We start from the raw sequence: 13424 nt of genomic DNA, 5'->3' as shown, positions 1-13424 counted from the left end.
CACAAGACAAGGAGACACATGACCGCATCCCGCAAGTTCGCCGTGGCCCTCGCGGCCGCCTTGACCGTCGGCACGGCCCTGGCCCAGGCCCCTGCCAAGCCCCAGTACGGGGGCACGGTCAACATCGGCACCATCTTCCTCACGGTGCCGCCGCTGTCCTTCGACAGCGCCGACTGGACCTGGAAGTTCAACCACGACATGGGCCTGACCTACGAGTCCCTGTTCGCGGCCGACCTGTCCAAGGCCAAGCGCAACGGCGGCCCCTACGACTTCACGATCGACGCCTTCCTGCCCAGCGACGCGATCCGCGGCGAGTTGGCCGAAAGCTGGAAGATGCTGGACAACCCGCGCCGCGTGGAGATCAAGCTGCGCAAGGGCGTGATGTTCCCGGCCAAGGAGGGGGTCATGGCCGCGCGCGAGCTCACCGCGCAGGACGTGGTCTACAGCTACAACCGCTACGAGCAGAGCCCCAAGAAGATCCCCAACTACTTCGACCACATCGAGAAGGTGGAGGCCACGGACGCCAGCACCGTGGTCTTCACCTTCAAGGCCTTCCATGCCGAGTGGGACTACCGCTTCGGCTGGGGCTACTACTCGGCCATCGTGCCCAAGGAGGTGGTGGAGGCCGGCGCCAAGGACTGGCGCAAGGCCAACGGCACCGGTCCCTTCGGCATCAGCAACTACGTGCAGGGCAACGCCGTCACCTTCACGAAGAACGCGAACTACTGGGACAGCGAGACCATCGGCGGCCAGAAGTACAAGCTGCCCTTCGTCGACACCATCAACTACCGGCTGATCAAGGACGAATCGACCTACATCACGGCGCTGCGCACGGGCCGGCTGGACCTGCTCGAGGTGGTGGGCTGGACGGCCGTGGACGAGCTCAAGAAGAGCGCGCCGCAGCTGCAGTGGAGCCGTTACCTGGCCGTCAACGGCCCGGTGCTGGCGCTGCGCGTGGACACCAAGCCCTTCGACGACATCCGCGTGCGGCGTGCGCTGAACATGGCGATCGACCGCGCGCAGATCATGAAGTCGTTCTACGGCGGCAACGCCGAGCTGATGTCCTACCCCATGCATCCGTCGTACGGGCCGTACCACGAGCCCGTGTCGTCGATGCCGGCCAGCATCCAGGCGCTGTTCAAGCACGACCCCGAGCAGGCGAAGAAGCTGCTGGCGGAGGCGGGCCTGGCCAAGGGCTTCACGTTCAAGGTGCAGACCCATTCGGGCAGCCTGGACAACGACCTGCTCTCGCTGATCGCGGCCCAGCTGGCCAAGGTCAACGTGAAGATGGAGATCCAGGTCATGGAGTACCCGGCCTACCTGTCGGCCATGACCACCAAGACCAACGCGCCTGGCTACTTCGTGAACCTGGCCGCCACCAACCCGACCACGGCGCTGCGCAAGACCTTCGCCACGGGGCAGACCTGGAACCCCTCGCAGTACAGCGACCCGGCCTTCGACAAGCAGATCGACGCCATGCTGGCCGAACCCGACGAGGGCAAGCGCCAGCAGATGCTGCGCGGCATGACGCGCGAGATCCTCGACAAGGCCCCGCACATCTGGCTGCCCACACCCTACCGCTACACGGCCTGGTGGCCCTGGGTCAAGAACTACAACGGCGAACTGCGCGCAGGTGCGGAGCGGCCCGGCCCCATCCATGCGCGCATCTGGGTCGACCAGGATCTCAAGAAGAAGATGGGTTTCTGACGCAGCACCGCGCCACCGCAGGGTGCACGACCCGCCACCAGAAGGAGACAGCATGACCCCCTTGCGCACCATCGCCGGCCTGGCGTGGCTGGCCGCCGGCGCGGCATTCGCCCAGGCCCCCGCCAAACCGCAGTACGGCGGAACGCTCAACGTGGGCACGGTCTACGTCACGCGCACCGCGTTGTCGTGGGACGGCGCGGACTGGAACTGGAAGTTCAACCACGACGCCGGCCAGATGTACGAGCAGCTGTTCGCCGCCGACCTGTCCAAGGCCCAGCGCAACGGCGGCAAGCAGGCCTTCGCGGCCGACGCCTGGGTGCCGGCCGAGGCCATGCGCGGAGAACTGGCCGAGAGCTGGAGCTGGACCGATCCGCTCACGCTCACCGTCAAGCTGCGCAAGGGCATCAGGTTCCCGGCCAAGGAAGGCGTGATGGCCGAGCGCGAGCTCGTGGCCGAGGACGTGGTCTATTCCTACAACCGCCAGGACAAGAGCCCCAAGAAGATCCCGACCTACTTCGACCACATCGCCGCGGTCGAGGCGACGGACAGGCACACCGTGGTGTTCCGCTTCAAGAGCTTCAACGCCGAATGGGACTACCGCTGGGGCTGGGGCTACTACTCCAGCGTGGTGCCGCGCGAGGTGGTGGAGGCCGGCGCCGGCGACTGGCGCAAGGCCAACGGCACGGGCCCCTTCCTGCTCAGCAACTTCGTGGCGGGCAATGCCAACACCTACGTCAAGAACCCGCTGTACTGGGACAAGGAGACCATCGGCGGCCAGGCCTATCAGCTGCCCTTCGTCGACGGCATCACCTACCGCACGATCAAGGACGAATCCTCGCAGCTCACGGCGCTGCGCACGGCGCGGCTCGACATTCTGGAGACCATCCGCTGGACCTCGGTGGACGAACTCAAGAAGAACGCGCCGGCGCTCAAGTGGAAGCGCTTCCTCGCCACCAGCGCCAACTACCTGGCCATGCGCGTGGACCAGAAACCCTTCGACGACATCCGCGTGCGGCGTGCGCTGAACATGGCCGTCAACAAGCAGGAGGTGGTCAAGCAGTTCTATGGCGGCAACGCCGAGCTGTTCAGCTTCCCGATGAGCCCGGCCTTCGAGGGCTACTACGAGCCCCTGTCGGCCATGCCGCCCGAGGTCAAGCAGCTGTTCACCTACGACGCCGAGGGTGCGAAGAAGCTGCTGGCCGAGGCCGGCCACGCCAAGGGCTTCAGCTTCAAGGTGCAGGTCTGCGCCTGCGAGCCCAACAGCATGGAACTCTTGCAACTGATCGCGGGCTACCTGCAGAAGGTCAACGTGCGCATGGAGATCCAGTCCATGGAGTACGCGCCCTTCCTGTCGGCCATGACCTCCAAGACCAATGCGCCGGGCTACTACATGAGCAACGGCTTCACCAACCCGACGACCTCGCTGCGCAAGAACTTCCTGACCGGCCAGACCTGGAACGCCGCCCAATGGGCCGACCCGAAGTTCGACGCGCAGATGGAAGCCATCTACGCCGAGCGCGACGAGCCCGCGCGCCAGGCCAAGATCAAGCAGGCCACGCGCGACATCCTGGCCGGCGCGCCCTACCTCTTCATGCCCACGCCGTACTACTACGCGGCCTGGTGGCCCTGGGTCAAGAACTACGACGGCGAGCTGTTCGCCGGGGCGGCGCGCCCGGGGCCGATCTACGCACGCATGTGGATCGACCAGGACCTCAAGAAGAAGATGGGGTTCTGAAGTGCGGCGCGCTGAGCTACCGAGCTGCGGCTGCAGAACCACGGGCCGAGCGCAGCGATGGCCCGATTCCCAGGCCGAGCGAAGCGATGGCCCGGATCGAAAAATCCCCTGTGCCCCTGTCGAGGAGCGCAGCGCCATGGGCTGCGCGGGGAACCTCGCGCTTCAACATCTGACTCATTGCGCTTGTCCGAGCGTAGTGAACGCAGTGAACGCAGCGAGTTGCGCAATGCGGCCCATGGCGCGAGCACCGCAGGTTGCCCGGAGCGCTAGCGGAGGGACAGGGGCACCGGGGTCGCCTTCTTTTGCCTACTTTTCTTGGCGAGACAAGAAAAGTAGGTCGGGGTGTGGGGGAGAAGCCCCCACCTCCTCACCTCGATCAGACGTAGTGTCATTGGCTGGCACCAGAGGCCGGGATGTGCGCCCGGCAGCGCAGTCACTTTCTTTCGTTTCGCCGAAAGAAAGTAACCAAAGAAAGTGCGACCCCGGTGCCCCCGTCCCTCCGCTGGCGCTCCGGGCAACCTGCGGTGCTCGCGGCCTGGGCGCATTGCACAACTCGCACCACTCACTGCGTTCGTTCAGCTCGAACAAGTGCAATGAGTCAGATGACAAGGCGCGAGGTTCCCCGCGCCGCCCAGTCCACTGCGCTCCTCGGCGTGGGCACAGGGGTGGGAGCGGGGTCACACACAGGCCATCGCTGCGCTCGGCCGCGCTTCTGTTCGCCCTGCGGGCACCTCGTCGTGAGGACCATTGACATGCCACCCATCCTCCAAGTCCAGGGCCTCACCACCCGCTTCCAGACCGAACGCGGCCTGTTCACCGCCGTCGACGACGTCTCGTTCGACGTGCATGCCGGCCAGACCCTGGCCCTCGTCGGCGAGTCCGGCTCGGGCAAGAGCGTGACCGCCATGTCCATCATGCGGCTGATCCCCGAGCCGCCCGGCCGCATCGAGGCCGGCCAGGTGCTGTTCGACGGCCAGGACCTGCTGAAGCTCAGCGAGCCGCAGATGCGCCAGGTGCGCGGCAACCGCATCGCGATGATCTTCCAGGAGCCCATGACCAGCCTGAACCCCTCGCTGACCATCGGCTTCCAGATCGCCGAGGCGCTGGTGCTGCACCGCGGGCTGGACCGCGCCGCCGCGCGGGCCGAGACCATCCGCCTGCTCGAGAAGGTGCGCATCCCGGCCGCCGGGACGCGCTTCGACGAACACCCGCACCGCTTCTCGGGCGGCATGCGCCAGCGCGTGATGATCGCCATGGCGCTGGCCTGCCGGCCCCAGCTGCTGATCGCCGACGAACCCACGACGGCGCTGGACGTGACCATCCAGGCCCAGATCCTGGAGCTCATCAAGACCCTGCAGGCCGAAGAGGGCATGGCCGTGCTGTTCATCACGCACGACATGGGCGTGGTGGCCGAGATCGCCGACCGCACGGTGGTCATGTACAACGGCAAGGCCGTGGAGAGCGGCAGCACCGAAGACATCTTCGCGCGCGCCGAGCACCCCTACACGCGCTCGCTGCTGTCGGCCGTGCCGCGGCTGGGTGCGATGCACGGGCGGGCGCGGCCCATGCGCTTTCCCGTGGTGGACCGGGCCACGGGCCTCAGCGACGTGCCCACCGAGGTGGCCGACACCGTGGCTTCGGGCGTGCCGCCGGTGCTGGAGGTGCGCCAGCTCACGACGCGTTTCGAGGTGCGCGGCGGCATGCTGGGCCAGGTCACGGGCCGTGTGCATGCGGTGGAGAACGTGTCGTTCAGCCTGCAGCCCGGCGAGACGCTGGCGCTGGTCGGCGAATCGGGCTGCGGCAAGACCAGCACGGGCCGCTCCATCCTGCGGCTGGACGAGCCCGTGGCGGGCGAGATCCTGCTCGACGGCCAGGACCTGCTCCAGCTGCCAAAGTCGGCCCTGCGCGCGCAGCGCCGCCACATGCAGATGATTTTCCAGGACCCGTACGCGAGCCTGAACCCGCGCATGAAGGTGGGCGAGGCCATCGCCGAGCCGCTGCTGATCCACGGCCTGGCCACGCAGGACGAGGCCCAGGCCCAGGTGACCGAGCTGCTGCGCCGCGTGGGCCTCACGCCCGAGATGGCCAGCCGCTACCCGCACGAGTTCTCGGGCGGTCAGCGCCAGCGCATCTGCATCGCGCGCGCACTCGCGCTCAAGCCGCGGCTGATCGTGGCCGACGAGTCGGTCTCCGCGCTCGACGTGTCGGTCAAGGCCCAGGTCATCAACCTGATGCTCGAGCTGCAGGAGCAGATGGGCCTGGCCTACTTGTTCATCTCGCACGACATGGCCGTGGTCGAGCGCATCGCCCACCGCGTGGCCGTGATGTACCTGGGCGAGATCGTCGAGATCGGCCCGCGCGAGGAGGTCTTCGGCAATCCGCAGCACCCCTACACCAAGCGCCTGCTGGCGGCCGTGCCGATCGCCGACCCGGCGCGCCGGCTGCAGAAGCGCCCGGTCTCCAACGACGAGATCAGGAGCCCCATGCGCCCCGTCAGCTACGTGCCGCCGCAGCGCCAGGTGCGCAAGGTGGGCGCGCGCCACTCCGTCATGGAGTGGGACGAGAGCTGGGAGAGGGCCCTGCCCGCGGCCCAGCCTGCATGAGGCAGCGCGCGCCTGTCGCGCAAGTGATGGCTGGCGCTGCGCCGCTTTGGCACGCTGGCTCCTCCATTCCATCCCTACAAGGACAAGCCCTATGTCGGAACAACTCGGCGGCAAGGTCGCCATCATCACGGGCGCCGGCTCGGGCATCGGCCGCGCCGCGGCGCTGCGCTTCGCGGCAGAGGGCGCGCGGCTGGTGCTGGGCGACAAGACCGAGGCCGTGCACGAGACAGCGCGTGCCGTGCAGGAGGCCGGCGGCCAGGCCGTGGCGCTGCAGATCGACGCAGGCCTGGAGCCCGACGTCGCCCGGCTCGTCGCCACCGCGCAGCAACAGTACGGCCAGCTCGACGTGGCCTTCGCCAATGCCGGCATCTCGGGCGGCCGCGCCGGCATCTTCGAACTGACGCCGCAGGACTGGACCGAGGTGCTGCGCGTGAACCTGATCGGCCCCTGGCTCATGGTCAAGCACGCGGGCAGGGCCCTGGTGGACGCGGGGCGCGGCGGCTCCATCATCTGCACGGCCTCGGTGGCCGGCATCCGCTCGGGCGCGGGCGGGGCGGCGTACTCGGCGTCGAAGGCCGGCGTGATCAACCTGGTGATGGTCTCGGCCCAGCAGCTGTGCGAGAGCAATGTGCGCGTCAACGCCATCTGCCCGGGCCTGACCGAGACCGGCATGACCCGGCCGACCTTCGACTACGCGCGGGAGAAGGGCGTGGACCACAAGCTCGGCCGCCTGAACCCGCTGCGCCGCGCGGCGCAGCCGGAAGAGCTCGCGCAGGTGGCGTTGTTCCTGGCCTCCGACCAGAGCAGTTACGTCAATGGCCAGGCCATCGCGGTGGACGGCGGGCTGTCGAGCTCGCACCCGGTCACACGCCAGCTGCCCGGCCAGACGGCCGTCTGAGGAGCACGCCATGGACTTGAATTACTCTGCCGAGGAACTGGCCTTTCGCGACGAGGTGCGCGGCTGGCTGGACGCCAACCTGCCCGCCGACATCCGCGACAAGGTCACGCACTACAAGGGCCTGTCCAAGGACGACATCCTGCGCTGGCACCGCATCCTGGCCGCCAAGGGCTGGGCCGTGCCGCATTGGCCCGTGGAGTGGGGCGGCACGGGCTGGAACATCACGCAGCGCTACCTCTACGAGGAACAGTTCGGCCTGGCCGGCGCGCCCGCGCTGCCGTCCTTCGGGCCCAGCATGTGCGCCTCGGTGCTGCTCAAGTTCGGCACGCCGCAGCAGAAGGAGCGCTTCCTGCCGCGCATCCGCGAGGGGCTGGATTTCTGGGTGCAGGGCTACTCCGAGCCCGGCGCCGGCTCCGACCTGGCCGCGCTCAAGACCCGTGCCGTGCGCGACGGCGATGTCTACCGCGTCACGGGCCAGAAGATCTGGACCACGCTGGGCCACTTCGGCGACTGGATCTTCTGCCTGGTGCGCACCGACCCCACGGCCGAGAAGCGCCAGGAGGGCATCAGCTTCCTGCTCATCGACATGCGCACGCCCGGCATCACGGTGCGCCCGCTGATCCTCATGGACGGCGGCCACGAGGTCAACGAGGTGTTCTTCGACGACGTCGTGGTGCCGGTGGAGAACCTCGTGCACGAAGAGAACAAGGGCTGGACCGTGGCCAAGTACCTGCTGGGCCACGAGCGCATGGGCTCGGGCAACGTGGGCGGTTCGCGCCGCGAGCTGGCGGCCCTGAAGGCCCGGGCTGGCCGCGCGCTGAAGGACGGCAAGCCGCTGATGGCCGACCCGCGCTTTCGCGACCGGCTCTCGCGCGTGGAGATCGAGCTCGACGCGCTGGAACTGACCTCGATGCGCTTCCTGGACAAGATGCGCCGCAGCGGCCAGCCGCCCGGCGCCGACGTGTCCATGCTCAAGATCCGCGGCACCGAGGTGCAGCAGATGATCACCGAACTCATGGTGCAGGCCGCCGGCCCCGAGGCCCAGCTGTTCCAGGCGGAGGAGGGCGGTGCCATCGACCACGTGACATCGCGCCTGGCACCGCGCTACTTCAACTACCGCAAGGCCAGCATCTATGCGGGCTCCAACGAGATCCAACGCAACATCATCGCCAAGATGACCTTGGGGCTCTGACCATGAACTTCGAACTCAGCGACGAACAGCAGCAGCTCTCCGAGTCGGTGCGCAAGTACCTTGCCAGCCACTACGGCTTCGAGCAGCGCAAGGCCATCGTCCATTCCGCCAGCGGCCACAGCGATGCCGTCTGGCGCGCGCTGGCCGACATGGGGCTGACCGCCATCGCACTGCCCGAGGCCGAGGGCGGCTTCGGCGGCGGGGCGCTGGACCTGATGCCGGTCATGGAGGCCCTGGGCGAATCCCTGGTGGTCGAGCCGCTGCTGGACAGCATCGTGGCCGCCCGGCTGCTCGCCCAGGCCGGCACGGCGGCCCAGCGCGCCACGCTGCTGCCCGGGCTGGCCGATGGCTCGGCGGCCTGGACATTCGCCTACCTGGAGCCGGGGCGCCGCTATGCGCAGGCACCCGAGCGCACCACGGCGCGCCGCGCAGGCGAGGGCTGGGTGCTGGACGGCGCCAAGAGCGTGGTCGTGGGCGCCGCATCGGCCGCGCGGCTCGTGGTGTCCGCCCGCACCGACACGGGGGCGGGCCTGTTCATCGTCGACCCACGCATGGCCGGCGTGTCGCTGAACCCCAGCCGCACGGTGGACGGCCTGCGCGTGGCCGACGTGGCATTCGCCGGCGTGCAGCTTGGCCAGGAGGCCCTGCTGGGCGATGCGGGCGCCGCCCAGCCGCACATCGACGCGGCCCTGGACTTCGCCTGCGCGCTGCAGTGTGCCGACGCCATCGGCGCCATGCGCTACGCCCACGAGGCCACGCTGGAGTACACCAAGACGCGCAAGCAGTTCGGCACGCCCATCGCGTCCTTCCAGGTGCTGCAGCACCGCATGGTGGAGATGCTGATCACGCTGGAGCAGGCCCGCTCCATGGCCATCCTGGCCGCGGCCCGCGTCGACGACGCGGGCGACACGCGGCAACGCGCCCGGGCCGTGTCGGGCGCCAAGGTGAAGATCGCCGACGCCGCGCGGCTCATCAGCCAGGAATCGGTGCAGCTGCACGGCGGCATGGGCATGACCGAGGAGCTCAAGGTCTCGCACACCTTCCGCCGCCTGACCATGGCCGGCCTGCGCTTCGGCGATGCCGACCACCACCTGGAGCGCTTCGCGGCCCTCGACTGACCCGAGGAAAACCCTTGGTGCTGCTGTCTCGCCCTGGACTGTCGGCGCGCAGCAGCCCTTCCATACTGGCCGGATGAACGCAGCACTCCCCCCCAGCACGCCAGCGGGCCTCGCGTCCGTGGACAGCGTCACCGCCCTGCTCGAAGGCGTGGGCTACATCGCCTCGCGCCCCATCGCCACCGCGCTGTACCTGGCCCACCACCTGCGCAAGCCGGTGCTCATCGAAGGACCGGCCGGCGTGGGCAAGACCGAACTGGCGGTCTCGGCCGCGCGCGCCCTGCAGTTCGAGCTGCTGCGCCTGCAGTGCTACGAGGGCCTGGACGACAGCAAAGCCTTGTACGAGTGGAAGTACGGCAAGCAGTTGCTCTACACGCAGATCCTCAAGGAGAAGATCGGCCTGCTGGTGGACGCTGCCGACTCGCTGGACGGCGCGTTCAAGAAGCTCGCGGGCTTTCAGGACCTGTTCTTCTCGCGCGACTTCCTGGAACCGCGCCCGCTGCTGCAGGCCATGGAGCAGCCCGGCGGCAGCGTGCTGCTGATCGACGAGATCGACAAGTCCGAAGAATCCTTCGAGGCCCTGCTGCTCGAGGTGCTGGCCGACTACCAGGTCACCATCCCCGAGATCGGCACCATCCGCGCCGAGGTGCCGCCGCTGGTCATCCTGACCTCCAACAACACGCGCGAACTCGGCGACGCGCTCAAGCGCCGCTGCCTGCACCTGCACATCGGCTTTCCCGACGCCGCGCTGGAGCAGCGCGTGCTGCGCGCGCGCGTGCCCGGCATCGCCGACCGGCTGCTGGCCCAGCTCGTGGCCTTCGTGCAGGCGCTGCGGGCCGACAACATCCGCAAGCCCCCCTCCATCGCCGAGTCGGTGGACTGGGCGCGCACGCTGCTGCTGCTGCATGCCAGCGTGCTCGACGAGCAGGCCGTGCGCGACACGCTGGGCGTGCTGCTCAAGCGCGAGACCGATGTGCGCGAAGTCGAGGGCCGGCTCGCCAAGATGACCCAGGCCGCCTTGGCCGCCGGCTGATGGACAGCATCCTCGCCGGCTTCGTGCGCGCGCTGCGCGCCGCGGGGGCCGAAGCGTCCACGGCCGAGACCATCGACGCGGCCCGCGCGCTGGCACTCGTGGGCTATGCCGACCGCGCCGGCCTCAAGGCCGCGCTGGGCCTGGTGCTGGCCAAGTCCGAGGACGAGAAGCAGATCCACGACGAGGTGTTCGACCTGTACTTCGGCCGGCCGCCGGCTGTGGCCACGGAACAGGCGGCGGCGCCGCTGCGCACGGGCGACGCCGAGGTCGATGCCCTGCTGGCCCTGGCCGAGCCGGGCCCGGGCGGGCAGGGCGGCGACGCGCTGGCGGCTGCGCTCGAACGGGCCGCCACCAGCGCCGGCGTGGACGAGATCCGCTTCGCCACGCAGACCGGCTACTACGCGCGCCAGACGCTGGACGCGCTGGGCATCGCGCCGCTCGAAGCGCGGATCGCCGCGCAGCGCGCCAACCCCGAAGCCCAGGCCGAGGTGCAGGCCCTGGAGGCCGCGCGCGACCAGCTGCGCCGCCAGGCCCGCGCCGTGGTGCAGCAGCGCTACGCCATCTTCGGCAAGCCCGCCACCGAGGCCTTCATGACCGAGGTGGTGGTCACGCGCGCACTGGGCCGCATGGCGCCGGCCGAGATGGAGCGCATGAAGGCAGCCGTCGCGCGCATGGCGCGCAAGCTGGCGGCCCGCCACGCCCGCCGCCAGCGCGTGGAGCTGCGCGGCCAGCTGGACCTGCGGCGCACCATGCGCGCCAACGCCGGCCACGACGGCGTGCCCGTCACGCTGGCCTTCAAGCACCGCCGCCGCGACAAGCCGCGCATCGTGGCGGTCTGCGACGTCTCGGGCTCGGTGGCCTCGCATGTGCGTTTTTTGCTGCTGTTCCTCTACGCGCTGCACGATGCCGTGGGCGACCTGCGCAGCTTCGCGTTCTCCAACCGCCTGCAGGACGTGGCCGAGCCGCTGGAGAAGCTGCCCTTCGACGACGCGATGGCGCTGATCCTCAAGGAGGTCGGCAACGGCTCCACCGACTACGGCCAGGCCTGGGTCGATCTGCACGACCGGCACTGGGACGCCATCGATCGCCGCACCACGGTGATCGTGCTCGGCGACGGCCGCAGCAACGGTGCCGATCCGCGGCTCGACCTGTTCGCCGAACTGGCCGGCCGCGCCAAGCGCGTGGTGTGGCTCTGCCCCGAGGCCGAGGGCCGCTGGGGCATGGGCGACAGCGCGATGCTGCGCTACCGCCCGTACTGCACCAGCATGTCGCACTGCGCGACGGCGGCGGACCTGGAGCGCACGCTGGACGAGGCGCTGGAGGCGTACCACTGATGCGGAAAACCACCGCAACCCGCGGCCGAGCGAAGCAATGGCCCGAAACCAAGGCCGAGCGCAGCGATGGCCCGGATCGAAAAATCCCCTGTGCCCCTGCCGAGGAGCGCAGCGCCATGGGCTGCGCGGGGAACCACGCGCTTCAACATCTGACTCATTGCGCTTGTCCGAGCGCAGTGAACGCAGTGAACGAAGCGAGTTGCGCAATGCAGCCCATGGCGCGAGCACCGCAGGTTGCCCGGAGCGCCAGCGGAGGGACAGGGGCACCGGGGTCGCCTTCTCTTTGCTTACTTTCTCTTGGCGAAGCAAGAGAAAGTAAGTCGGGGTGTGGGGGAGAAGCCCCCACCTCCTCACTTCAATCCACCGTAGTGCTATTTGCGGGCACCAGAGGCCGGGGTGTGCGCCCGGCAGCGCAGTCACTTTCTTTCGTTTCGCCGAAAGAAAGTAACCAAAGAAAGGGCGACCCCGGTCCCCACGTCCCTCCGCTGGCGCTCCGGGCAACCTGCGGTGCTCGCGGCCTGGGCGCATTGCACAACTCGCACCACTCACTGCGTTCGTTCAGCTCGAACAAGTGCAATGAGTCAGATGACAAAGCGCGAGGTTCCCCGCGCCGCCCAGTCCACTGCGCTCCTCGGCGTGGGCACAGGGGCCCCAGGAGCGGGGTCACGCACGGGCCATCGCTTCGCTCGGCTCTGGCCCTTCACGGACAACCGACATGACCGACACCACCACAACGACTGACCACGGCTTCGACGAAGCCGCCCTGCACCGCTGGCTCCAGCAAAACGTCGAGGGCTTCACCGGCCCCATGACCGTCAGCAAGTTCCCCGGCGGCCAGTCCAACCCCACCTACAGCATCGTCACCCCCGGCCAGCGCTACGTGATGCGCGCCAAGCCCGGCCCCGCGGCCAAGCTGCTGCCCAGCGCCCACGCCGTGGAGCGCGAGTACACCGTGATGCAGGCCCTGCACGGCAGCGGCGTGCCGGTGGCCCGCATGCTCGCGCTGTGCAGCGACGAATCCGTGATCGGCCGCGTGTTCTTCATCATGGAACACGTGGAAGGCCGCGTGCTCTGGGACCCGGCCCTGCCCGGCATGGCGCCGGCCGAACGCACGGCCCACTACGCCGAGATGAACCGCGTGATCGCCGCGCTGCACCGCGTGCCCTACGCCGAGCGCGGCTTGGCCGGCTTCGGCAAGCCCGGCAACTACCTGGAGCGCCAGATCAGCCGCTGGGGCAAGCAGTACCAGGCCTCGATCACGCAGCCCATCCCCGAGATGGACGCGCTGCTGGAATGGCTGCCGCAGAACATCCCGGCCAGCGGCCGCGACGACCAGGCCTGCATCGTGCACGGCGACTACCGGCTCGACAACATGATCTTTCACCCCACCGAGCCGCGCGTGCTGGCCGTGCTGGACTGGGAGCTGTCCACGCTGGGCCACCCGCTCGCGGACTTCAGCTACCACTGCATGGTCTGGCATGTGGAGCCGTCCACGCAGCGCGGGCTGGAGGGGCTGGACCTGGCCGCGCTGGGCATTCCCTCGCTCGACGCCTACATGGCCATGTACTGCGAGAACAGCGGCCTCAGCACGCCCGAGGTGCTGCGCCAGGACTGGTCGTTCTACATGACCTACAACCTGTTCCGCCTGGCCGCCATCGCCCAGGGCATTGCCAAGCGCGTGGAGGCCGGCACGGCGTCCAGCGCCCAGGCCAGGGCGGCCGGCGCCAGCGCCGCGCCGCGCGCGCGGCGTGCCTGGCAATGGGCGCAGCAGGCGCAACAGGCCTGAACGACACCAAAGGAGACAAAC

At 69.0% G+C, this 13424-nt stretch carries 9 protein-coding genes; all 9 read left to right on the top strand.

The features are described from left to right. Window positions 1-18: 18 nt before the first annotated feature. The 9 genes from IE209_RS05525 (at window position 19) to IE209_RS05485 (ending at window position 13403) form a co-directional block, all read left to right on the top strand. Complete coding sequence (locus IE209_RS05525; RefSeq protein WP_189685972.1) at window positions 19-1707, top strand: ABC transporter substrate-binding protein; 1689 nt, start codon at window positions 19-21, stop codon at window positions 1705-1707. Between the two features lie 52 nt (window positions 1708-1759). Beyond that, complete coding sequence (locus tag IE209_RS05520) at window positions 1760-3442, top strand: ABC transporter substrate-binding protein (protein ID WP_189685971.1); 1683 nt, start codon at window positions 1760-1762, stop codon at window positions 3440-3442. Between the two features lie 752 nt (window positions 3443-4194). Then, the gene (locus tag IE209_RS05515; RefSeq protein WP_189685970.1) at window positions 4195-6045 is read left to right on the top strand and encodes an ABC transporter ATP-binding protein; all 1851 of its coding nucleotides are present in this window, start codon (window positions 4195-4197) and stop codon (window positions 6043-6045) included. Window positions 6046-6136: 91 nt separating this feature from the next. Continuing rightward, complete coding sequence (locus IE209_RS05510) at window positions 6137-6943, top strand: SDR family NAD(P)-dependent oxidoreductase (RefSeq protein ID WP_189685969.1); 807 nt, start codon at window positions 6137-6139, stop codon at window positions 6941-6943. Between the two features lie 10 nt (window positions 6944-6953). Then, window positions 6954-8135: an acyl-CoA dehydrogenase family protein gene (locus IE209_RS05505; protein ID WP_189685968.1), complete on the top strand. Its 1182-nt coding sequence runs from the start codon at window positions 6954-6956 to the stop codon at window positions 8133-8135. 2 nt (window positions 8136-8137) lie between these two features. Beyond that, complete coding sequence (locus IE209_RS05500) at window positions 8138-9253, top strand: acyl-CoA dehydrogenase family protein (RefSeq protein WP_189685967.1); 1116 nt, start codon at window positions 8138-8140, stop codon at window positions 9251-9253. 73 nt (window positions 9254-9326) lie between these two features. After that, the gene (locus IE209_RS05495; protein WP_189685966.1) at window positions 9327-10283 is read left to right on the top strand and encodes an AAA family ATPase; all 957 of its coding nucleotides are present in this window, start codon (window positions 9327-9329) and stop codon (window positions 10281-10283) included. Next, window positions 10283-11617 carry a vWA domain-containing protein gene (locus IE209_RS05490; protein ID WP_189685965.1) on the top strand — a complete coding sequence of 445 codons (1335 nt, stop codon included), beginning with the start codon at window positions 10283-10285 and terminating at the stop codon, window positions 11615-11617. Before IE209_RS05495 ends, IE209_RS05490 begins: the two co-directional genes overlap by 1 nt. Before the next feature lie 715 nt (window positions 11618-12332). Beyond that, on the top strand, window positions 12333-13403 hold the full coding sequence (locus tag IE209_RS05485; RefSeq protein WP_189685964.1) for a phosphotransferase family protein: 1071 nt from the start codon (window positions 12333-12335) through the stop codon (window positions 13401-13403). Window positions 13404-13424 lie beyond the last annotated feature (21 nt).

The sequence above is a fragment of the Pseudorhodoferax aquiterrae genome (assembly GCF_014652235.1).
In the GTDB taxonomy this organism is placed as follows: Bacteria; Pseudomonadota; Gammaproteobacteria; order Burkholderiales; family Burkholderiaceae_C; genus Pseudorhodoferax; species Pseudorhodoferax aquiterrae.
Note: the sequence above shows the minus strand (reverse complement) of the source record. Positions and strands in the feature narration are given on the sequence as shown.